The 23,886-nt window shown below is 39.9% G+C and carries 14 protein-coding genes; 4 read left to right on the forward strand and 10 right to left on the reverse strand.

Translation table 11 applies throughout. The features are described 5' to 3' along the window. Nucleotides 1-155: 155 nt before the first annotated feature. Both AOC03_RS01085 and recD read left to right on the forward strand, forming a co-directional pair. Nucleotides 156-4,523: a UvrD-helicase domain-containing protein gene (locus AOC03_RS01085; RefSeq protein ID WP_420480446.1), complete on the forward strand. Its 4,368-nt coding sequence runs from the start codon at nt 156-158 to the stop codon at nt 4,521-4,523. A 46-nt stretch (nt 4,524-4,569) separates the two neighbouring features. Further along, a complete protein-coding gene (gene recD, locus AOC03_RS01090) occupies nt 4,570-6,843 on the forward strand; it encodes an exodeoxyribonuclease V subunit alpha (protein WP_084785728.1) in 2,274 nt (757 codons plus the stop codon). Nucleotides 6,844-6,932: 89 nt separating this feature from the next. Here the strand turns inward: recD and AOC03_RS01095 are convergent, their stop codons facing one another. From AOC03_RS01095 to AOC03_RS01110, 4 genes are all read right to left on the reverse strand, one after another. Further along, entirely contained in the window at nt 6,933-7,502 is a 570-nt protein-coding gene (locus AOC03_RS01095; protein ID WP_062533213.1) for a hypoxanthine-guanine phosphoribosyltransferase, read from the reverse strand. Nucleotides 7,503-7,586: 84 nt separating this feature from the next. Beyond that, nucleotides 7,587-8,255 carry a hypothetical protein gene (locus AOC03_RS01100; RefSeq protein WP_062533214.1) on the reverse strand — a complete coding sequence of 223 codons (669 nt, stop codon included), beginning with the start codon at nt 8,253-8,255 and terminating at the stop codon, nt 7,587-7,589. A 167-nt stretch (nt 8,256-8,422) separates the two neighbouring features. Then, entirely contained in the window at nt 8,423-9,955 is a 1,533-nt protein-coding gene (locus tag AOC03_RS01105) for a DUF3482 domain-containing protein (protein ID WP_062533215.1), read from the reverse strand. A gap of 253 nt (nt 9,956-10,208) precedes the next feature. Next, nucleotides 10,209-11,612, reverse strand: coding sequence for a DUF2868 domain-containing protein (locus tag AOC03_RS01110; protein WP_062533216.1), 1,404 nt, complete (start codon nt 11,610-11,612; stop codon nt 10,209-10,211). Between the two features lie 608 nt (nt 11,613-12,220). Here AOC03_RS01110 and AOC03_RS01115 point away from each other — a divergent pair. Beyond that, nucleotides 12,221-13,708 carry a nucleobase:cation symporter-2 family protein gene (locus AOC03_RS01115; RefSeq protein WP_062533217.1) on the forward strand — a complete coding sequence of 496 codons (1,488 nt, stop codon included), beginning with the start codon at nt 12,221-12,223 and terminating at the stop codon, nt 13,706-13,708. Nucleotides 13,709-13,888: 180 nt separating this feature from the next. Then, nucleotides 13,889-14,659 (forward strand): SDR family oxidoreductase, encoded by a 771-nt coding sequence (locus tag AOC03_RS01120; protein ID WP_237182067.1) that lies wholly within the window; start codon nt 13,889-13,891, stop codon nt 14,657-14,659. A 72-nt stretch (nt 14,660-14,731) separates the two neighbouring features. On the opposite strand, the gene AOC03_RS01125 is transcribed toward AOC03_RS01120, so the two are convergent. From AOC03_RS01125 to AOC03_RS01150, 6 genes are all read right to left on the reverse strand, one after another. Next, nucleotides 14,732-16,252: a bifunctional 2-methylcitrate dehydratase/aconitate hydratase gene (locus AOC03_RS01125; protein ID WP_062533218.1), complete on the reverse strand. Its 1,521-nt coding sequence runs from the start codon at nt 16,250-16,252 to the stop codon at nt 14,732-14,734. Between the two features lie 125 nt (nt 16,253-16,377). Then, nucleotides 16,378-16,893, reverse strand: a complete 516-nt coding sequence (locus AOC03_RS01130; RefSeq protein WP_084785729.1) for a GNAT family N-acetyltransferase — start codon at nt 16,891-16,893, stop codon at nt 16,378-16,380. Between the two features lie 57 nt (nt 16,894-16,950). After that, nucleotides 16,951-17,529: a GNAT family N-acetyltransferase gene (locus AOC03_RS01135; protein ID WP_062533219.1), complete on the reverse strand. Its 579-nt coding sequence runs from the start codon at nt 17,527-17,529 to the stop codon at nt 16,951-16,953. Between the two features lie 110 nt (nt 17,530-17,639). Then, nucleotides 17,640-19,493, reverse strand: coding sequence for an ABC transporter ATP-binding protein (locus tag AOC03_RS01140; RefSeq protein WP_062536339.1), 1,854 nt, complete (start codon nt 19,491-19,493; stop codon nt 17,640-17,642). A 78-nt stretch (nt 19,494-19,571) separates the two neighbouring features. After that, nucleotides 19,572-20,801, reverse strand: a complete 1,230-nt coding sequence (gene prpF / locus AOC03_RS01145; protein ID WP_062533220.1) for a 2-methylaconitate cis-trans isomerase PrpF — start codon at nt 20,799-20,801, stop codon at nt 19,572-19,574. 57 nt (nt 20,802-20,858) lie between these two features. Next, the gene (locus tag AOC03_RS01150) at nt 20,859-23,816 is read right to left on the reverse strand and encodes an ATP-binding protein (RefSeq protein WP_062533221.1); all 2,958 of its coding nucleotides are present in this window, start codon (nt 23,814-23,816) and stop codon (nt 20,859-20,861) included. Nucleotides 23,817-23,886: the final 70 nt, after the last annotated feature.

The raw sequence follows: 23,886 nt of genomic DNA on the forward strand, positions 1-23,886 counted from the left end.
TCACAGCGATAACTGTCGCTGTCTGTATATCCATTAAGAAGTAACTAAGCAGCCATACTATTACCATGAATATCATGAACGAGTGACCTTTTATGACGCAAACGATGCTTAAAGCCAATAATAAAAATTATAATGAAAATAATGACTTTGAACCTATGGAAAAAACTATTGAGACTATCTGTCAATCTTACAGTGCTCAGCAACAGCCACCAGCAGTACGCGTACCGTTACATGGTAAATATCTGATTGAAGCGTCAGCAGGCACGGGGAAAACGTGGACGTTGACCGGCATTGTACTGCGCTTACTGATTGAGGCAAAACGTGCACCCGAACACATTATTGCTACTACTTTTACTCGTGCTGCTGCTGCTGAGATGCGCGAGCGTATTCATGCACGCTTGGTTGATTTTCATCAATTATTACAATGGTTTAATAAGCTACAGGCAAATTCTGCCACCCATCCCATTCTGTATCCGCAGCTGATGGCTAGCAATGTTAACCAAAACAAGATGTCTGACGTTGCAAATAATAAAGATAATGAAAAGTTAGAATCGTCTAACAAAGTGACTCCAGAGCAACGACAAACACGGCAGCAATGGTTAGAACAACAAGCCAAGCTGGCAGGCTATACAGATTTAATGGCTGACCCTATTAATAGCCACTTATTAAGCTATCTCTTAGACAATACCGAGCGTTATCCGTTAATGGAAGCCATTAGGCGTACGGCATTGGTACTTACGACGTTGGATAAACTATTTGTAGGAACGTTAGATAGTCTGTCACAAAAATGGCTTTCTGAGTATAGTGCCGAGACTGGACATCAACAAGGGGTACAAATTAGCGATCATGAACAGGTCGTTATCGAGAGCATTATCCACGATAAAGTACGTGCGTTTCACAGTGCTATGTATAACCAACAACCGGAGGTTTACGCATTATTACAGCATACCAAGCGCTTAACCTCTCCTGTGGATCATCTGTCCGTCGCGCAAAAATCTATTCAGTTCATCTCAACGCCTATTGAGGAAGTGGAACTGGGCGCTACGATTGACTTTGACGCTTATCGACAAGCTTTAGAGGACTTTAAAAATTGTGATTTAAAAGATATTGAGCCGTATTTTGACTTGGAATATCGTACCGCGCAAGGGTTTGGTAAAGCGGGTAAAGTCGGTAAAAATATCGGGGCTATAGGCGCTATTCAACAAGCTATCCATCAGTATGGAGAGGTTTTTTTTACACATATAGAGGCTCAGGCGGACGTTTTATATACAGAATTACCGAATGCTTTTATTAGTAAAGAAGAAGGTGGAAAGGTTTTTAACAAAGGTAAAGAAGCCGAACGCTTGGCTTTTATTAACCTTAAAGGTATAAGCGCTTTAAAGACCTTGCATGATTATACAGAGCGGCTGAATCTTTATCTAGATTCCCTGATTGAAAACCTAAACCGTGATATTGCTATCAAAGTACGAGAAAAATTGCCAGCGATATTAGAAGCCCGACGCGAGACTACTTTTGCGCTACAGATGGTACGCTTAAACCAAGCGCTGTCAGGCAAGCAAGGTGAGCGTCTAGCGCGTTACATCCGTCATCATTATCCAGTGGCACTGATTGATGAGTCACAAGATATTAATGGCGAGCAGGCGCGTATGATTGAGCGCATCTATATTAAGCAAAGCAGTATTAAGCAATACAGTAAAGAGGATAAAGATACCCATCGCGGCTTTTTATTATTGGTTGGTGACCCGAAGCAGGCGATTTATGGTTTTCGTGGCGGTGATGTTGCCAATTACAACGCGATGAAAGCACATTTTGATGATAAGCATATGATGAGTCTTGATGTGAATCGTCGCTCAAATGAGCGTTTGATTACTGCGCTTAATCATTGGTTTGGCAGGTCTCAACCCATCACTAATGCGGATGATAAGTCAGAATCATCAACCGCTGATGCCTTGGCACAACTGGGTAAAGGTATCTATTATCAGCATATCACTGCGGTAAAAAGGGATGAGCACTTATCATGGCAGCCACCAGTATCTCAGCCGTGTGCTATGTCGCCTGAAGTCACTGCTATTTTACCGAACAATCCTGTCAGTATTATCCATCTGCCCTATAATAAAGAAGCAAAATATAATGACTGTGAGCTGACCGCGTTACATATTGCCGCTTTGCTAGCCAGTCAACAAACCATCAATGGGCGACCATTAAAACCAAGTGATATCGGAGTATTAGGGCGTAGAAAGCACGAACTCAAACAAGTGGAAGATATGCTTACCAAGTTGGGTGTGCCTACGCTTGAGACGTCTGAAACGAATATTTTTGATACCGTTATTGCTGCTGACTTGGTGGCATTACTAGAAGCGATGCTACGTCCGCAGCGCCGCGATATTATCAATCGAGTGTTGACGGGTCATTTTTATCAATTGAGTCTGGCTGACGTACAAGCACTAATGTTAAGTGCTGATACCGATAATATAGAAGCGCAACATATGGATTCTGAGCAGGCAACGCTTAAACAGGGCTATAAACAGAATTACAAACAAAGCTATCAGGACTTTCAAACTTATTTGAAGACCGCGGCGAACCATTGGCAGCATGGTGGTATCTTATCTGCATTGCATTATGTGCTTGGCTATAATCCAATGGCGAAGCAGGGAAGTCATAAAAGCATTTGGGTCGGACTGGCGGCTTTAGAAGATGGCGCACGATATTTGATGGATTTGCGGCATTTATTGGATATTTTAGCGCAACACGGGATGCATATCGGCGAGTACGAGCTATTGGCATGGTATAAGAAAAATATGAACAGCAAGCGCATACCGGAATGGGCACAGCAGCAGCCTTTACCGACTGAGTCCGGCGTGCAGCTAATGACCATTCATAAATCCAAAGGCTTGGAATTTCCAGTCGTCTATGTCGTTGGGCTCGATAATGCCAGTCCAAAAGCGGGCGGGCGTAGCAAACATAATTTATTTTTATATAATCATGATGTTGGTACTCATGAACTTAATAATGAAATTAATAGTAATCAAACAGAGCGCCGTTTATCTGCCAGTGCTGGCAAGCGCCATAGCAAGTCTGCAAAAGGCGATATTTCTACCGATCACTATGCCCAATTTGAAACGATTGAGAATTATGAAGAACTCAGACGGCTTGCCTACGTGGCATTTACGCGCGCTAGTGAGCAGCTGTATATTGTAATCAGCGATGTTTATAGTAGTGCAGGAAGTGAACGTAAACCAATTTTGCAATGGCTTGACGGTGACAACAAGGATAAAACTTTTACGCAGCCCGAACGTCTGCAAGCGCATACTGGCTGGATAGAATACGGCATGATTGAAACCAATGCTGAAACGATTATTAAAGTTAATAATAACTTAAAAATGAATAGTCATTCGTCTGTAACCCGTTCTAATGCGATGACCCTTATTGATTATCAACCTGCTTACGACCAACTGCGTAACCATCAGTTTAAAGGTTGGGAAAAAACCAGCTTTACCGCGTTATCACGGCAGCTAGACGAACAAAGCCAAGCTCTGGCTGTTTTTGATGATGGTGTAGAAGATGATTTTGACTTAACGGATAGTATAAAATTATCACAGAGTAGATTGTCAGAAGACAATCAAGATATGAATGAGAGCGGTTCTATAATGTCCGCGGATAATATCCGCTTTCGCTTTGTTAAAGGCGCTAATGCCGGTACGTTTTTGCATCAAGTATTTGAAAAAATTGACTTTACTAACGATAATAAATGGTCGGCAGTAATTGATCAAGCCATTCGCCAGTATCAGTTACCACTTATCTATACCAGTGCCGCGTCGCAAAAACGATTGCAGAAAAATAAAATGAATGTCACATTGGCAAATAATAGTGCGATAGTGGAGGAGCTTTCAGATATTGAGGAAGCCGAAATTCAGTTAGCAGCAGTTCATAACGAATTGATGGCGTGGATAGAAGATGTTTTGTCTGCACCATTATTGGCATCTGGTCAGCCCTTAAAAGCGATTGCTGCTAACAAGCGTATTGCAGAGCTGGGCTTTAATATGGGTTTATCAGACAGCTTCACACCTGAAGCAATCAATGAGATTTTTGAGAGGCATCTACCAGACGAACCTGAAAAACATATTCAACTGACTCCTCAATATTCCGAACACATTTACCGTTATTTACGTGGTGAAATTGATTTGGTTTATGAGCACGCTGGCAAGTTTCATATAGTGGATTATAAGAGTAATTATTTAGGAGATAGCCTAAGTAATTACAACAATAAAAATCTAAAACTAGCTATGAACAAAACAGGATACTGGCTACAAGCAGCAATTTACCAAGTCGCTTTACATCGATTTTTGAATTTAAGAATAAACGATTATAAAAATAACGAAGAACAATATCTAGGAGCAGTAGAGTATGTATTTCTACGTGGTATCGACTCACAAGAGACGCATACTTACGGACGTATTCAATGGCAAATCCCTTTTGCATTAATACAAGAGCTAGATACTCTATTTGGTAACGCCAACGTTTAAGAAAAATTCTCAATATACAAAAATAATGATAATAAACGGATATATGATGAAAAACTCTCAAGATTTAACTCAAACAGATGAAAAAAATTCGAATACAGCCAAAAACAAATTTTCCGATTCAAAAAAAGAACAACAAATATTGGTTATTAACAACCAAAGTAAAGTGGAATCAGATGTTAGTAACAGTTGGGCGACAACCATCTGTCAGTATTTATCACAGCGTCGAATACAGACGAAAGTTGCGTATCAGGCACAATTACAATCAAATAATATTTATGATGAAGATAGGGAGCCGCAAGACTGGTTATTCGACGCGATATTTGAAATACTGATACAGCGCTTAGAGGAAGGGCATACCGTATTGGTGCTTAATGATAGTGATTCAAACACAAGTAGTTCTAGTAAGCTCTATAGGTGGCAACAGCAGCTGCTACAGCCTTTATTACAATCCCTACTTATTCCTACTAACGGAATAGTAGCAACAATAGATTTTGAGATTTTAGAAAATATAGCGTTGTGGGAGACACTATTATTACAAACTATGCTATCAGAATATGAGCAGAAAATATTAAGACAGCGTTATAGTATCTGCGTCAGTCTGTATCATTATTTCCAATACGTATATGAACACTCTAAAGATATCACTGATAGTTTAAATATTTTTATAAAAACCATAAAAAGTGCTCAACTGTTTGAAATAGTTAACATTAAAAACGAAATAATAAATAATCCAATAGTTTTTCAAATAGAAAACTCTTTAGAAAGTAATGCTGTTGCTAAAAAAAATATAAGCATTACTCTATGGCTACATCGTACATGGCAAGCTGAATATGATCTTGCTCGTCATATTATTCGAATAAAACAACAAACCATTAATGAATTGCCAATAGTACTTAGTCCTCTTTTAAATGCTGAACAAAAAGCCGCGATTCATATGGCAAATCGTTCAGCCTTTAGTATTATTACGGGTGGTCCAGGAACAGGAAAGACTTTTACCGTTGCGCAGTTGGTTATTGCCTTACAACAAGCTCAAAATGATAATGAAGTAGGTAGCGTATCTAGTCACGCTAATCTTGCACTTGCAGCGCCAACAGGTAAAGCAGCACAGCGTATGCAAGAATCTTTGCAGGATGCCATACAACACGCAGGCGTGACGATGCAATTACCTGAAGCGAAGACTATTCATCGATTACTGGGTATCGGACAGGGCGGGCGACCACGGTATAATACGGCTAACCCACTAAGTGAAGACATTGTTATTGTTGATGAAGCTTCAATGCTTGGGGTGGAGATGGCAAATTATTTAGTCAGTGCGATAAAACCTAATGCGCGACTTATATTATTAGGCGATGCCAATCAACTGGCTGCCGTTGATGCTGGTGCGGTACTTGCTGACTTATGCCGCATTCCAGTATTGCAAGATATTCATAAACGCCTTGATGTGAGTCGCCGTTTTACGACAGAATCAGGCATTGGTAAGCTTGCAAGTCTTATTAATAGCAGTATTACTGACATGCCAGCCGTTTGGAAATTAATGCAAGATGAAGAAACACTGAGCTTCTATCAGCTATCTAACCATCTATCAGAGCCTCTCTCAGAAAAAGAAATAGCCGTTACTAACGACAATTCAATAAACACTTTCAGTACTTTAAAAGTATTAAAAATACTACTCGAAAAATATAGTCATTACATCAATGATAGTAAAAAAATATTGATAGAAACTAACACCTTAAAATCTCCCTCAACAGCACAATATATGACTTACTTTAAAGAACTTATGACCGTGCTTAATACCTTTAAAGTACTGACTGCCGGTCATAATGGGCGTTGTGGTGATCATTATATTAATCGCTACCTCAGTGAACAGCATAAAGAACAACTTAAGCTACCGTTATCTAAATCACCTTGGTACCACGGGCGACCAGTAATGATTCTACAAAATAACTATGAATTAGGTCTATTTAATGGTGATATTGGTATTTGTTTACAAACCGAACGAGGCATTCTGCAAGTATTTTTTGAAAACAAAATACAAGGTATCGCCGTGAATATGTTCAGCGATGATATGATTGCAACCGCTTATGCTATGACTATTCATAAGTCGCAAGGATCAGAGTTTGAGCATGTTGCCATCAGTTTTGATGATAATAACGCGCGATTACTCAGTCAAGAGCTTATCTATACAGCGGTAACTCGTGCAAAAAAACAAGTGACTATTTTTAGTACCACTTCGGCATTTACACGTGCACTGTCGACACCAACAGTTCGGCAAACAGGATTAGGCTTACAATTCGCAAACTTGGATAGCGTTACTGAATAAAAGTGTCACTAAGCAAAGTATGTTTAATCTGAAAAATATGCCATAAAAAAGTGCCCAATTCGGACACTTTTTTATTAAAGAATAAAAGCCTAAGCTGATACTTTATTTTCTTTAATGGCATAAATACCCGGCAAATGGCGCAAATAGCCATGAAAATCCATACCACAGCCGTAAACATAGCGGTCAGCAACATTGATACCAACAAAATCAACATCGAAACCGACCACTTTGCGATCATGTTCTTTGTTCAGCAAAACACAAGTCTCAATAGAGGCTGGCTGCTCTTTACCAAGCTCTTCAACAATGGCTTTTAAGGTAATACCTTCGTCAAAAATATCGTCAATCAGTAATACGTGCTCGCCTGCAATATTAACATCGGGCTTAAATTTCCAATCCAGCTCATTGGTTCCTTGGTTATCACGATAACGTGACGCATGAATATAGTGCATACGATGATAGAAGGTGAGGTGAGTGAGCAGTTGACCGGCTGGGATAAGTCCACCGTTCATCACGACCATTACGATGGGATTCAGCCCAGCATAATGTAGGTTTAACTGTGCGGCAAGGCGCTCATAAGCAGCCGCAACTTCAATGCTACTGATGATACATTCTGAATTACGCAGGGTTTTTTCGATTTCTTGATTACTGATTTGGGTCATGGGTGGCGCCTTCGGTAAAAAGTGCTGCTTATTTTAGCAAAATTTAACAAATTTTCCCAATACAACCTGCATTTTAAGACGAAATTAATCGTCTAGTTGTATTAAATAAGGGCGATAGAATATTGCGAGACGATTTAATCCGGCATTCGGTAGCTGTGGCAGCAGTTTATTAAGCGCCATGCTCATACCTTTATCGATAGCGGCTTTTGCGACTGGAACAGATTTGCGCTTAATCATGCCAAGCTTGAGTGTTTCAGTAAATCGACTCATAAAATGAGTCAGTGATTCATCAGTCATGGTCTCCAGTGCTATTTTAAACTGAGATCTATCAACATTGTCGGGTGTGATTGCGGCAAAACCTTCATTAATCGTTTGAGCAGACGACTCGGATAGTTTAAAACCGACACGTCGTACGCCTTGATTATCAATAAAGATACTCTTATCCTTCAAAAAGTTAAAGCTCGGTATAACGTCTTTATTGGTATCTTTACCTAGTAAAACATTCAATAAGGTTTCAGTCGTGCGTTCAATCGTATTGACAATTTTACGCATAGACTCCTGCCGCTCAGGATTGGGGATGACGTCTATTAAACTGACCAACAAATTATCGTTTAATTCACGAGCAATTTGCTGCGTTAACGCATTGCGATAGGGGTAATAGTCTACTGCTTCATTGGTCGTAATAATGCTCTCCGCCTCGTCAATCATACTACTGAGTTTGTCTGAAGGTATAAATCCGAAATAATATGCCATCATGTTGCCTTTATCTTATTATTTACTTGCTGAGGTTGAGAACAGGATTATATTAAAGTAATAGCATCGCGCCAGTATATTATATATGAGACTGTAAACATTTGATTGCAGAAAAGATGTGAAAAAATTTAATTAATCGCTTAAGTGGTATTTATAAGCGTTCTCATTTATAGGCGTTCAAGTTTTCTTGATAATGACCATGCCGCATCTGTGCGCAGAGTTTGAGCATGTTCAGATTTACCGCTACTCAGCGATGACCATTGCGGTTTGCTACGCGCTTTTTTAAGCTCACTAGGCAGCTTGTGAGTAGACCAAGGTTTCATACTTTCTGGATTGTCGTCATCATTAGAATGATTATTGCTATAAGACATCTGCGTTGCGTCAGTAGCGGCATGTCCACGATGACGTAGCGCCATGTGCAAGTCTATCGCACGAGTCGCCAGCAGCGTTAACGTTGCAGGATCAATATATAAGCGCTTCACACCGGATAGCCGATCCGCGATACTGCCTGTATTGGATAATAACCCGCCAGCAATACCGCCTAACGCTGTGCCTAGCCCTAAGGTCGTACCCAGTGCAGCAGCATCAATACCTAGCCCTAATAACGCGCCAGCCGCTGCTCCTGAAGTGGTGCGAATACCATAACTTTTTAGCAATTCAGCGTCAAAAGGATCTTGCTGATAAGCTTTTAGCTCAAGCGGTGTTGCTGCCACGGCATTGTCATAAAATTTATATGAATTTAATAGCTGATGCTGCATGGCACGCTCACTTTGGCGTACCGCTTCTTGCATCTGCTGCAATATTGGCATCGGGTCATCATCATCGTTAATTTCGCGCACAAAGGCGGCAACATTCAATAAGAAATCCGCAATAATAATATTAGCGTCATCATATAACAGCGCCCAATCCTCGGTCCGACGTTGCATCAGCTGCTCAAGCATTTCGGCATGAGTAAGCATAGTCGCAAGATTTTGCCAAAGCCGCATCTCATCGCTAAATTCAAACGCTACCGAATCAAACCGCGTTGAAATATGCAAGTTACGACGCGCCAGCATCGTCTGCCACGCATCAATATTACCATCTTGGCTGTCCGTAAAGTTAAATACTGGCATGACTGGAATTGCTGCCCACGACAAAATAGCCAATTCATCTTTATATTTACCAAGCACCGGTTCACGCGCATCGATCACATATACCGCCATATCACTTGCCAACAGCTGCCGAATAACCTTTGCTTCTTGGCTATAATCCTCATGCTCACTGCTATATGAAGCTGTAGCTCCTGATGCAATATCAGCGGCTAAAAATTGCTGTAAACGCTCAATACCATCACGGCGACTGGCGGTGTTATCCTCTAGCCAATCCATCAGTCCAGAAGCATCTTCAAGACCAGGGGTATCATACAATGCGACCAGTACATCACCCGTTTGACTGTCTATCAGCTGCGCACGCTCAACATGGCGCGTAGTCGCTGCCTCATTCTTTACTTCACCAAAATAAACATCTCGTAATAAAGTACGCAAAATTGAAGTCTTGCCAGTATTGGTGTGCCCAACCACTGCCAACTTTAAAGGTTCACCGCTGCCAATGGTGGTTTTTGCGCGAGCAGACTGCGGTGTCACGTCCAAGTAGGCATTCTCTTCGAGTAACCTTGTCGGCTGCTTGCTCATATAGCTATTGTTATTATTATCTTGGTTCATAATAGTGTCTTCTATTATTTAGTTAATCGTACGGTTTGATTGCAATATTATCTTGGTTTTAATATTGTTATATCATGCTGATAATGGCGTGTTATTCATGTTTTTTAATAATAGAATGACGAATCTTGAATTCTATAATTTAATAAGTTCGTATTTTAATAGTGATGCTAATTCATTGAAAAATAAAGGAATCATTCGTTATAGTGTAAATATATATTATTTCTTCAAGCCAGTGATTTAGCGTTAATTCGCGTTAATCGATAGTTTGTTCATGAGCAGTTACCAAACCAATTTTACGTGCTGCCAGAGCCGTTTGCCATTGTTGATAGCGGGCAGTTTTTTGCTGCGTATTCGGGTCAGAAAAATCAGAAGTAGTGGTATTGATATTTTCTTGACTTAATAATTGTACAATAAGCCCGTATTTAGCATGGCTGGCGATGTGATCAAGTTTGCGTAATGTGCCGCGATCAGGTAGCGCTTGACTGTGAATTCCTATGAGCACTTGCACGGGATGTTGATCCAAATATGTCGTTAAGCGCGTCATATCGTCACGGTCATCAACGATACCAAAATTATCTACCTTGTCGTCATTATTGTCGTTACTATTATCATTAAAGGCGATATGCCACCATTTATCGACATCTGTAGGATATTCTAGTAACGCCACCAGCTTCTTACCAGCACTAACCGTGGCTTTTGGCGCAACTGGCGCATCGACTTCGATAAAGTCATCAGCATCAACCACTTGCCGCTGCCAAAAGTTAATAATCTTTTGATAGTAGGGTAATTTAATATCCAAGCGCATTTTTTTACGGCGAAACATCAGCGCACAAAATGACCATGCTAGCGCCCGTGGTACGATGCCATACATCAGCAAACTACCAATTAATAAGCCTGCCCACTGCCGAGCGATAGGTAAGGGTAGTGCTTCAGTGACCAAACGGCTCTGCACAATTGCCGCATTATCTGGCACATCAAAGCCCACCATACTGGGTAACCAACCAAGCATATGGGTCAACGTAATAAGAGCCTGATCTGATAATAAGGTCGACTCCCAACTAAAGCTGTATTGACGTATAATCAATAAGAATATGATAGCCAATAGCATCCCTGTCAGAGTCGCTAGCCACAGCTGATGGCTGAACCGTCCTAAATACCAGCGCATACCGCTATGCTGAAGTTGCTGCTCATACAAGCGCACCGCTGCTTGCGTGATATCGTCTTTACCTCGTATCAAACGCTTAGGACTGACAAAATTGGCGAACCAGTTTGCAGACTGTTTACCTTGATTAATCATGGTTAATACTAGCCAACCGATGAGCATAATAGTATGAAAACCAAGCAGACATACCAAAACATAGAAAAAATTGACCACATTGGCTTGTAGTAAGGTGAATAGCCCTAAAAAGCCCGAGACACACCATACGACACTCATCACCGTCATGATGCCTTTGATGCGTCCGTCAATCTTTTCTAGCACGCGTGTTAGTGCGCCATTACTATCGATGCGTGACGCCCGCCTATGTAGTTTTTGGATGGGCGTACCTAATTCAGCTTGCAGCTTTTCAGTGACCAATAGCGGGTCAGTAGCGAATATATGCTGGTCAGTTTCAAGCGTGCGTACCAATTCAGTCAGTTGGTTTTGTGGTGATAACATAGCGGTCGTCATATCCGTATAAATAAGTGTTGAGTAACATGAGCGAAAGGCGCTTAACATTCAATAAAAATAACGACTTGCTTACGAATAATGTTAAATTTCTATAATATATGGCTATATTAGCCGCGATAAATAGAGTTTTTTTAAGATTAAATCGTTATAAATTAATAACTTACCCTATAAGCTGACCAAATGGTCAAAAAATCACTGGCAGTTATTATCAATACACGCTATCCTAAAAGTAAGTTATGAGCTTTACGATATAACCAAAACAAGCGCAACAAGCGCAATAGATAATAAGTTATTTGTTATATCGATAATTAACATTGATATTAACAATGTTAGCAGTATGCGGTTTTGATGCTCCTGCATCAACTAACCGTAAAATCACAATGTTCTTTTTGTGAATCTAGCAAACCTATTATTTTAAAAAGAGCAATGACTTCTTTTCATATGTTTGATATAGATAAGCAATGAGTACAAAGCGTGATAAAAAACAGTGAATAAGCTCAGTTATTGTAAAACTTAATTTACTATAGTTCTACGTCATTCAAGGTGTATCAGTTAGGATACATTAAAAATATAACATGCAGGGAGCACACCTATCTATGGATATCAAATCTACCTCTAATCCAACGTTCGCTCGTCCAGAAGATGAGAACTTGGGCGTTGGCGCTAATATCGCTTATGGCTTTCAACACGTCCTTACGATGTATGGCGGCATTATTGCGGTTCCATTGATCGTTGGGCAAGCAGCTGGACTGACTTCGCCTGAGATCGGCTTATTGATTGCCGCTTCTTTGTTTATTGGTGGTCTAGCGACACTATTACAGACCCTAGGTGTTCCTTTCTTTGGTTGTCAGCTGCCATTGGTACAAGGCGTGTCTTTTGCAAGTGTGGCGACAGTTGTTGCTATCGTAACCACGGGGGGCGGACTACCTTCTGTATTTGGTGCGGTTATGGCAGCCTCTGCGCTTGGCTTTTTAATTACGCCTATTTTTTCCCAGATTATTAAGTTCTTTCCGCCACTCGTCACGGGTACGGTTATTACCACGATTGGTCTAACCTTGATGCCAGTAGCAGCACGCTGGGCGATGGGTGGTAACAGTAAAGCACCAGATTTTGGTAGCATGACTAACATCGGTCTTGCAGGCTTTACGTTATTAGTGGTATTACTACTCAGTAAATTGGGTAACGCTGCGCTTAGCCGCTTATCTATTTTGCTTGCCATGGTAATCGGCACCTTTACCGCTTGGGCATTCGGCTTAGTTGATTTCTCTGGTATTACGACGGGTTCTATTTTTGCTTTCCCAAGCCCATTCCATTTTGGTGCACCTAAATTTGAGCTTGCTGCGATTATCTCAATGTTTATCGTGGTATTGGTTATTCTAGTAGAAACCTCAGCTGACATTTTGGCAGTTGGCGATATCATTGAGACTGAAGTTGACTCAAAACGTCTAGGTAATGGTCTACGTGCAGATATGGCAGCCAGTATGATTGCCCCAATCTTTGGCTCTTTCACTCAAAGTGCTTTTGCGCAAAACGTTGGTTTGGTTGCAGTAACCGGTGTTAAAAGCCGTTTCGTAGTGGCTTATGCTGGTATCATTTTAGTAGTACTAGGCTTAATGCCTATCATGGGACGCGTTATTGCAACGGTTCCAACTGCAGTATTAGGTGGCGCGGGTATCGTATTATTTGGTACGGTTGCAGCCAGTGGTATTCGTACTCTTGCACAAGTTAGCTATACCAATAACATGAACCTTATCATTGTTGCTACCTCTATCGGTTTTGGTATGTTGCCGATTGCTGCTCCAGCATTCTATGATCAATTCCCAGACTGGTTTGCAACTATCTTCCACTCAGGTATCAGTTCTGCAGCGATTATGGCTATTGCACTAAACTTGTTGTTTAACCATCTTAAAGCCGGAAATTCAGAGAATCAGTCAGTATTTGCAGCGGGTACAGAAGACCGTTCAGTACGCCCTGATGTTATCCTTGATTTGACTGACGGCGATTACTTCAGCGAAGGTAAGTTGTTTGACGTAGACCACAATGAAGTTCCTGTGGCTAAAGTACAAAAAACAGCAGCGCATTAATATAGCTTAAGTAAAAATATCAATGCTATAAAGTTATGATATAAAAAAGCCGCCCATTATTGAGGCGGCTTTTTTATGATAAAAAATAAGGTACAGCTATAATATAGATTGGCAAATATTTAGAGAAGCAGTCATACTAAATGAGTAATCATCATAGACTAACCCTAATAAGGAGTCAGTATGCAGACCATGAATGCAACTAAAAAAACGTATCTTATCATTGGTGGTACTGGCGGTATCGGTCGAGCAATGGTGAAGCAGTTGCTAGAAAGCACCGACAAAGAAGAAGGTGGTAGTCAGGTCTATGCAACTTATCATAAAACTGTACCTGACTTTGAGGCAGACAACCTGCATTGGTTGCAAATGGATGTCAGTAATGAGGACAGTATCGAGCAAGCGGCGACTGAGATTAAACAGCATACCACGCATCTTGATTGGGTCATTAACTGTGTAGGGCTACTACATACTGAGACGGCGCAACCTGAAAAAGCACTCAGACAGGTTGAGACAGACTTTTTCTTACAAAATATGCAAGTCAATGCGTTAGCCAGTCTGCTGATTGCGAAACATATCAAGCCACTGTTGGCTACCGCTGAACGAAGTAACGAGAAACCGGCAATTTTTGCCACTATCTCAGCTCGTGTTGGTAGTATTAGCGATAATCAAGTGGGTGGCTGGTACAGCTATCGCATGAGTAAAGCTGCTCTTAATATGGGGATGAAAAATCTAAGTATTGAATGGGGTCGGGCGCTTAAAGATGTGTGCGTGGTCGTTATGCAGCCGGGTACGGTTAATACGCAACTGTCTGCGCCCTTTCAAGCCAATGTGGCGGAGGGGCATCTGTTCTCGCCAGAATACAGTGCAGAATGTTTATTAGAAGTGCTCGCAGGTATGACCGCGACTCAATCGGGCAGTTTCGTTGATTGGGCGGGTGAGTCAATACCGTGGTAAATCCACAATATTGACCTGAAAATTTGCTTCAAATAGTTTAAATGGCTAAAGATATACACTGGAATAAACCTGCTAATTAGTGACAAACATCGCCATAAACTCATTCACAGGTGTTTGATCTAATTGGGCTTGATTATCACATAGAGCGATAATGGCGTCACAACGACTACTGATAAAGCGTGTCGCCAAACTGGCTTGAAACTTAGCTTCTAAGATAGGAATACCCTCACTACGGCGACGTTTATGCCCAAGAGGGTATTCAACCACAACCTTATCGGTGCTGGTGCCATCGGTAAAGAATATTTGAATAGCATTCGCAATCGAGCGTTTGCTAGGATCATGATAATCACGCGAGTAGCTCGGATCTTCCACTACCACCATCTTACGGCGTAACGCATCAATCAACAGATGATGCTCAGCATGATAGTCATCTTCATAGTTTTCTGCCATGAGATCGCCGGTTAATAGCGGTACAGCAACCATATACTGTAGACAGTGGTCACGATCGGCAGGATTGTCCAATGTACCTTCTTTCGAGATGATGCGTATTGCAGATTCATGCGTGGTCAGTACGATTTTTTCGATATCATCAATATCGTTGTCTTCGATACGTGGGTGCAAAATAACGGCGGCTTCACAGGCGGTTTGTGCATGAAATTCAGCAGGGAAGCTGATTTTAAATAAGATGTTCTCCATCACATAGCTACCAAAGTCACGTTGGAATTTAAATATTCGTTCGCTTTCAGGTTTAGTGGCTAAGTCGGCATTAGTATGGCTAAACAGCACATCATAAAACCCCCATTGCGGGGCAGTCAGCGCCCCTGGTATACCCATCTCGCCGCGCCTAGTAATATCTACCAAACGTACGGCTCGACTGGTGGCATCACCTGCTGCCCATGACTTGCGGCTACCCGCATTGGGAGCGTGACGATAGGTACGCAGTGCTTGTCCATCAACTATGGCTTGTGAGAGTGCCGCCATTATCCGCTCGCGTGATAAGTTATAAAGCTTGGCAACGACTGCAGTTGATGCCAGCTTAACTAAGAACACATGATCCAACCCAACACGGTTAAAAGAGTTTTCTAACGCGATGACGCCTTGTATTTCATGCGCCATAATCATCGCTTCTAACACATCCCTCATGATAAGGGGCGCACGCCCTTGGCTGACATTTTGCTGACTGATATAGTCCGCTACCGCTAAGATAGCACCTAAGTTATCGGAAGGATGCCCCCATTCAGCCGCCAGCCACGTATCGTTATAATCAAGCCAGCGCACCATACAGCCAATATCAAAAGCGGCTTTGATGGGGTCTAAACGATATGCAGTGCCGGGAACACGCGCACCATTTGGGGTGATTTGATCCGCACATTCTGCGCCCAGATGTTTGGTACATTCAGGAAAGCGCAATGCCAACAGCCCGCAGCCAATGGTATCCATCAGACAATAGCGCGCCGTATTCCATGCGTCAGCACTATTGGGAGAGTCGTTATCTATGGAATAAGTTAAGACATAATCCGCAATTTTTTGAATCTCAATATCGTATTCTGGGCGAACATTGCTTTCCACCGTTGTCCTTTCTGCACCAGTCATTATAATCTCCTCATCCTTGAGTATGGGTAATCGCTATGAATCAAAGCCACTTCATTAAAAATAGCATACTCAATATCAGACCACAGTGACATAGTGTAAAACAAGCTTAAGAGCGCTTTTTATGTTTAAAGCGGCGCTAAAATCATATGAATGTGCTCAATACCTTCAGCATCATATGCTGCGTCTTCACAGACAAAGCCTAAGGATTGATAAAATTCAATCAGATAAGTTTGGGCAGACAGATGAATCGGCTGATTGGAAAAGTGACTGTGGCAATAATCAATCGCGCGTATCATAAGCTCACGTGCAAGCCCATGACCACGATAGTCCGCCACTACCAAGACGCGCCCGATAATAGGATAGCGCTGTGGCGTAGTGGAGGTTAGCACGCGGCAGTAGGCTACCAGCTGTGGATTTGAGTCCTGATTGTCATTTCCCTCATTACCTTTATAAGCAGATAAATGCATCGCTGTAAAATCAAGACCATCGGCATCGATATAAGTACAGTGCTGATCCTTCACAAAAACCTGTTCACGTGCTTGAATGATGTTATAGACCTCATAGCCACTAAGTTCATGAAAGGATGTCAGTTGCCACGTGAGTGATGATGGTAAAAAAGGAGTGTTATTGCTGTTTTTCATGGGTTTTAGCGCTCATTACTTCATTAAAATTAGATTATATTTTATTTATAAAGCCAGTTAAATCATTAAGTAAACCACACCAATGAGAAATAAAACGGCTAACATTAACAGTATAAAGTTAAGAATCTTGCTGGTACCGGAACTTTGCGTTGGTGCTTTGACTTTCTTAACGGGATATAACACCATATTGACATGCTCAAGACCATCTGCCAGATAAAAATCACTATTCGCTACAAACCCTAGCGATTGATAAAAGTTAATGAGATAAGTCTGTGCTGCGATGGCAATGGGGATTTTTTTACCATATTTTTTATGGCAATACTTGATAGCCTGCGTCATGATTTGGCGCGCTAAGCCGTTACCTCGGTACTGTGGCAACACCAATACTCTGCCAATTGCCGGCATGGACCCTGACGCTTTAGCATGATTAAATTCGGGTGCAATAATGCGGCAATAGCCAATCAGCTTTTCATTGTGATGCGCGACAAGATGTAGGCAGTCAAAATCCGCCTCATCAATGTCTTGATAAGCACAATGTTGCTCGACCACAAACACCTGCGAGCGTGCTTTTAAAATATGATACAGATCAACTGAGGTCAGCTCATCAAAGGTTTTTATAGAAATATCAGGACTCATAGGAAAATAGCTTCTGGCAACTTAGTGGATATAGGTTAAAGGGGAAATGAGGAAAAGGTATCCGCATGTAAGGATATTATAGATAGCTATTATAACGGGTTAATGGTTGCTTAACCGTGTAAGGTTTGACTGATTTTATCCAAATTTAAACTATCCGACATCGCACTGAATATCTCAAAGTATTTACCACGCTGCTCATATAGCGCTTCGTGAGTCCCTGTTTCGACCACCCGACCATTTTCTATCACCACTAAATCATCAGCATCGATAATTTGGGCAATATTGTGCGATACCATAATCACGGTACGGTCTTTTTTAATCAAATCTAGGCTTTTCTTAACCTGCTGACTGGCAATCGCATCTAGGCTTGCCGTTGGTTCATCCAAAAACACAATCGGCGGATCCTTTAAAAACATCCTTGCCAATGCAATACGTTGCTGCTGTCCGCCTGATAGGGATTTCGCGCTACTTTCATAGCCTTTTGTTAGTGACATGACTTGCTCATGAATAGAGGCTTTTTTTGCAGCAATGACAATATCATCATCACTGGCTGTCATGTCACCATAGCGGATATTTTCACTAATCGTCCCTGAAAAAATATGATTGCTTTGTAATACCAGACCAATATTTTGACGTAGCTCATGGGTATCATAGTCGGCTAAATTCTGACTGTCTAAGCATATCGTGCCAGCGTCAGGCTCATAAAATCTCACCAACAAGTTAATAATCGTACTCTTGCCAGCACCACTTAAGCCAACCAGCGCCGTAATGCGATTGGGTTTGATGGTAAAGCTGACGTCTTTTAGCGCTTGAGTGCCATTAGGATAGGTAAAATCGACATTTTTAAGCTCAATATGACCTTTTAGATTTTTGCTACTTATACCAGTGATATTTTCAACTTGTTCGTCATCCTCTAAAATCTCAAAAAACCCTTCGGCATAGGTGAGTGCGTTGTTAATTTGATCGTATATACGGTGTAATTGACGGATAGGAGCGGCGACGTTTTGAAATAGCATCACGTGAAATAAAATCATACCAATGGTCATCTGACCCTTTAGCACGAAATAAGAAGTCAATAGAATAATCGCTACCACACCGATTTGTTCGATAAAGGTCTTCACTGCATCATAAATAAAACCAATACTACGAATACGTAGCTGGTTATTAGTCATGTCTTTTTGAATGGTTAAATGCTTCTCAGCCTCGATAGACTCACGTACAAAGGATTTTACGACACTGATGGAGTTAATCAAAGAGATAACAAGCCCGCTTTTCGCCTCTCTAAAACCACGCATTTGGCGACGAAAGCCTTGTAGGCGCTTGGCTTGTTTTTGACTGATAAAGAAATATATAGGGATAATAATAAGACCGACCATCCCTATCCAAACGTTGGTCGAAAACATAATAATGAGTGAGACAATGGCGCTAGCGAACAGCGGTAGCATATCGATAAAGAAGTTTTGTACCAAGCTGGTTAGGCTGCTGACGCCATAATCAATACGAGTTTGCAGCTTGCCACTGTCGTTTTCACTACTGGTATAAAACGCCATACGGTAGGTTAAGATACGCTCAATGATTTTTTGCGATAAATCACGCGAGAGATTGATACGAATCTTTTCGCCATAAAAGCGCTGTCCAAACGAGATGAATATCGACAATATCTCTTTAGTCAGCAATACCACACTGATAATAGTGAGCATGCGCACGCCAGCTTCCCAAGGTTCAGAAAGGGTGGCGATTTCGGTCAAAGTATCTACGGCATAGCGCAGTACAAAGGCATTGACCTGAGCGGTAAAGGAACCTAGTACTGTTAATATCAAAGTAGCAATGATTATTAAGCGGTAAGGCTGAGCAAAGACGGCAAGCTTTTTGAGGATATCCCACAGCAAAGCCCGCCGCTCCGTTTTTTTGAGCGGCGGCTTTTTGTCTAGTGGTGATTTATTAAGAGTAGGAGAAGTTGGCATTTTATTAGAGTAAAACAAACGCAAGCAAAAAGCTATTCAGAGTATAAGTATTAAAGAAATCGAACAAATAATAAACGTTTAAAACACATCCGTTGGCACAAACACTTCACCAACCATGATACGACGTGCTGAGCGGCTCATCGACACCTTTTTGGCTTGCCAGCGACCATCGACTTGTTCGGTTTTACCGCCCACGAGTAACGTACCTGATGGGTGACCAAAACGAACTTCACCTAATTCGCCTGCACCCGCTGCTTGGTTAACTAACGTTCCTTGCGTGGTCGCTGCTGCAGCAATCGCCACCGCTGCTGTACCCATCATGGCATGATGTAATTGACCCATACTCATGGCGCGTACCACTAAATCAATGTCTGCCGCATTAACTGCTTTGCCACTAGAAGCGTTATAACTTTGCGCAGGGGCAACCCAAGCGATTTTAGGAATATGCTGACTGCTTTGTGCTTCACTGACGTCTTTAAATAAGCCCATCGCCACACCGCCTTTGGCACGGATATTCTCAAGCTTAGTAAGCAGCGCGCTATCGCTGTTGATATCACCCTGCAATTCAGTTCCGGTAAAGCCTAAATCTTCTGCTTTCATAAAGATAGTTGGGATACCAGCAGTGATAAAAGTTGCTTTTACACTATCGCTAGCCAAGCCGCAGCCAGAGACATCGAAATCATCGACTAGATTGTTTGTCGGGAACATATCACTTGATGAATCAACGGGATCAATAAATTCAATCTTCACCTCAGCCGCTGGAAAAGTCACGCCATCTAATTCAAAATCTCCCGTTTCTTGGACTTGTACTTTGCCTTGTGCATTTAGATAGACAGGCACATGGGCGATAATGGTTTTGCCGATATTCTCTTGCCAGATACGCACTTCGCAGATACCACTTTCCGCACTATTGGCGACCTTATCAGCGTCGATTAGTCCCATGTTAATCGCACAAGCCCCAACCGCAGCAGTTAAATTACCGCAGTTACCCGCCCAATCAATCATTGGTTTGGCAGTATTTACTTGCCCAAATAGGTAATTCACATCGTGATTTACTTTATCAGATTGAGAAAGAATTACTGTCTTAGAGGTGCTAGAGCTACCATTACCTAAGCCATCGATTTGCTTACCATAAGGGTCAGGGCTACCGATGACACGTAGCAGAAAATTATCTCGCGACTCGCCAGCAACTTGGCAGCGTTCTGGTAGGTCGGAGAGTTTAAAGAAAGTACCTTTTGAGGTGCCGCCGCGCATATAGGTGGCAGGGACGGAAATTTGTGGGGCAAATTTTGGTTTATTTTGTGTCATTATGGAAGTCCTTTAAAATATAATTTATTAAAAATTTAACGTTATAATTTAAAAAGGCTAGTAACTCTCTAGTTTTTTAATTATTGATTCAAGCTCATAACAAGAGTTATTCTCTTCAAATATTTTTCTTAAGTCTAAATAATCATCAGATATATAATATAACGTATCTTGTCTTTTTTGTGATGTTGATTGTTTCTTAGCTAAAATCACACCGATATCGCATAAGTTCTCGAAGGTTTGATAAATATTTTTAAACCTATTCTTGGCTTCTCGTTCAAGCTTGTCTGTAAAGTAACCATTATTCCAAAAATAGCTAATGATCCTTTTAACATTTCTTCGGGTTTCATCTTTCTTCATATCTTTTAATGCGATTTTCTTTTCAAGAAGATCGTCAAGACCAACAGTATTACAAGTCGAAAAATCTATATTAAAATTCGAAATATTAGTGTTCAAGCCTTTATGTGATAATTTAGGCTTGAACACAGTGTTTTTAAAAATAGTATGTTCATCAAACGTACATTCTGAAAATCTATCATAATTATTAAATAAACAGTTATTGAACTTCATTCCTTTAAAATCAAAAATTATGTTTTTAGAATCGGAATGTAAATCAACAATACTGAGGTTTTCTATATATCCGTCCTTTTCATATATCTCTCTCATCAAATTAGTTCTCTCATTTTTATCTAATTCATTACGCATATCAAGTAATAGAATAAATAAAGCAGAGCTAAGTAGCATTAATCGATTACCATCTTGTATATGATTTATTTGATAGCCGTTATTTACTAAAAAAAGTATGATTTCTTTTAGCTTTTCCGAGAAGCTAGTTCCCAGCCGGGTTTTCAGCATTAAGGTAAACTCATTCCCAAAACTAATTTGACGAATTAGAAGATTGGACTTAGTGCTATCAATACTATCAAATTCCTCATTAGCAAAAAAACTGTAAAGGTATAAACATTTAAAATAAGTTGCAAAAAAATCATATCTAAAGGATAAGTTACCGTTATCATGCACGAGCAGGGGGTGGTCTTTGAATTTATTGAGATTTTTTGTTGCATGCATACTATCTAATATATTTTCTAAATGCCTCTCATTTAATATTCCGTCATATTCTATAGCTATTCTGTTAAATATTTTTATCTGTTCATCAATTTCAAGATTATCTAGTTTTATGATTTCACGTTCACATGATTTAGCAACTAAATAATCATGAACATTGGAACTATATTGAAGAACTTCAGTTTTAAGTTCTAGATTTAAACTATTGTCATCAATAACTATATTTTCTTTTATCATATCTAGTATGTAAGGTATATATGATTCTGGTTCATCTTTACCGTCATTGATTTTAAAATCAGACGCTATTGCCATTGATTGACGGATTTTTTTACTCTCATTGTTAAATACTTTAGCAAAATATTTTTCAGCTAGTTTTTGATCAAAAGGCTTAAGTCTAAGAGTTTTTAAATTTCCAATGTTCTGAGACTCATCCCAAAAAAAGTCCCTACAAGTAATAATGACCTTTGTTTTATTTAAATTTCCTGAATAATCGTTAAATATTGATTCAATCAATGCATTAAGATCGAAGTCGCTTCCTTTTTTTGCAATTACTTCATCAATACCATCAAGAACAACAACAAGATTCCCATTATCACTAGATAAAGCCAATAATTTTTTGTTAAACTTTTTTCTTAAGTTATTTTTTGTTGCTAAAATAGAATAAAAATCAAAAATATCTTCAATTTTATCCATCTTCATAATATCATTGATAATTTCATGTGAATTTATATATAAGACATTTATATTACTTTGAGAGCTATATAGACTCTTAATAAAATTCTTAACAACTGTTGTTTTCCCACAACCACCGCTTCCTTTTAGAACAAGCAAAGGATGATTATTGCTTGTATACCACTCGTTTATTAGTAAATCTGCCGTCTTATCAGAGCTTTCTTCTGTATAAGGTTTGATAAAGTTTTTATTTAGTGTCTGACCTTTATAAAAAACATCATTATTAAACAACTCTTCATAGAGCTTGATTAGCGAAAAGTTCTCTATGTAGTAAGATTCGGATTTTTTATAAAACTCTTTAAATATATAACTTATTCTATCTATATCTATTTTTCCTCCTTTTTTATTAACTGTATCAAGTAATATGAATACTTTTTCGTTTTTGTTTATTAAGTCTAGGTTTTTTATATGATCAAATGTTTTATTTTGGGAGGTGTATTTAGTGAAGTAGAGAAAATATATTGGATTTGAAAACTCACTTTCTACACTATAAATTTCATAACAAATACCCGTTGTATAGCTTCTCTCATTAGCTTTGCTTATTATATCTGCGCCTGGGAGATTTTTATCTCTAAAAGCCTCAACGACTTTTAGTATCGTGGTTTCTTTCTCTGGATATGATTTAAGTTTAATATCTCTTATAATTTCTAGTAATTCACTTACTTGAGCGTGATCTGCTATATCATTTTCAGGAGTTTTATCTGATTTTAATTTTCTAAGCCAAATATCTCCACTCCTAGTACCTTTCCCTGTATTTGATTTTGACTGTAATAAGTAGGGAGCATCATGAATAATTAAAACTAGGTTTGTAGTATCTTTATAATTAATGGCTTTAATTTCTAAAATACTTTCTATATCATATAAATCAGAGCTGCCTTTAAATAATGGATAACATAAAAACCTACTTTTTAGTTTTTTAACTAAATTATCTTTTAACTGATTTATATCTATAAGATCAGTTATGTCATTACCATGTCTATCTTCACGATAGTTATTATGATTTCTTGTTTTCTCATCATATCCGAATATTATATATTTTCTGCCATTTACTTGATCATCATAGCTTCTAGTGTTAAACATTGCCGATAAGTCTTTTAGTAATTCGTTCCAACCTTCTTCTTTTTTATTATTACTAGCATCCCAATACCAATATGATTTGAATTCTAACCAAGTATTTTCATCTCTATTCACTAAATCTTCAAAATATCTATCACTTATCATATCCTTACAGTGTAATTATACTTAGTTAAAAAAAACGCATAAACACCTTTATTAATAGTGTTTATGCGTC

The sequence above is a fragment of the Psychrobacter urativorans genome (genome assembly GCF_001298525.1).
In the GTDB taxonomy this organism is placed as follows: Bacteria; Pseudomonadota; Gammaproteobacteria; order Pseudomonadales; family Moraxellaceae; genus Psychrobacter; species Psychrobacter urativorans_A.

What these genes read in the sequence shown, in the direction of transcription:
- AOC03_RS01125 (WP_062533218.1), bottom strand. Translation starts at nt 16,252, where the DNA reads ATGACTGGTGCAGAAAGGACAACGGTGGAAAGCAATGTTCGCCCAGAA.
- recD (WP_084785728.1), top strand. Translation starts at nt 4,570, where the DNA reads ATGAAAAACTCTCAAGATTTAACTCAAACAGATGAAAAAAATTCGAAT.
- AOC03_RS01120 (WP_237182067.1), top strand. Translation starts at nt 13,889, where the DNA reads ATGCAGACCATGAATGCAACTAAAAAAACGTATCTTATCATTGGTGGT.
- AOC03_RS01100 (WP_062533214.1), bottom strand. Translation starts at nt 8,255, where the DNA reads ATGGCATATTATTTCGGATTTATACCTTCAGACAAACTCAGTAGTATG.
- AOC03_RS01130 (WP_084785729.1), bottom strand. Translation starts at nt 16,893, where the DNA reads ATGAAAAACAGCAATAACACTCCTTTTTTACCATCATCACTCACGTGG.
- AOC03_RS01140 (WP_062536339.1), bottom strand. Translation starts at nt 19,493, where the DNA reads ATGCCAACTTCTCCTACTCTTAATAAATCACCACTAGACAAAAAGCCG.
- AOC03_RS01110 (WP_062533216.1), bottom strand. Translation starts at nt 11,612, where the DNA reads ATGTTATCACCACAAAACCAACTGACTGAATTGGTACGCACGCTTGAA.
- AOC03_RS01150 (WP_062533221.1), bottom strand. Translation starts at nt 23,816, where the DNA reads ATGATAAGTGATAGATATTTTGAAGATTTAGTGAATAGAGATGAAAAT.
- AOC03_RS01095 (WP_062533213.1), bottom strand. Translation starts at nt 7,502, where the DNA reads ATGACCCAAATCAGTAATCAAGAAATCGAAAAAACCCTGCGTAATTCA.
- AOC03_RS01115 (WP_062533217.1), top strand. Translation starts at nt 12,221, where the DNA reads ATGGATATCAAATCTACCTCTAATCCAACGTTCGCTCGTCCAGAAGAT.
- AOC03_RS01135 (WP_062533219.1), bottom strand. Translation starts at nt 17,529, where the DNA reads ATGAGTCCTGATATTTCTATAAAAACCTTTGATGAGCTGACCTCAGTT.
- prpF (WP_062533220.1), bottom strand. Translation starts at nt 20,801, where the DNA reads ATGACACAAAATAAACCAAAATTTGCCCCACAAATTTCCGTCCCTGCC.
- AOC03_RS01085 (WP_420480446.1), top strand. Translation starts at nt 156, where the DNA reads ATGGAAAAAACTATTGAGACTATCTGTCAATCTTACAGTGCTCAGCAA.
- AOC03_RS01105 (WP_062533215.1), bottom strand. Translation starts at nt 9,955, where the DNA reads ATGAACCAAGATAATAATAACAATAGCTATATGAGCAAGCAGCCGACA.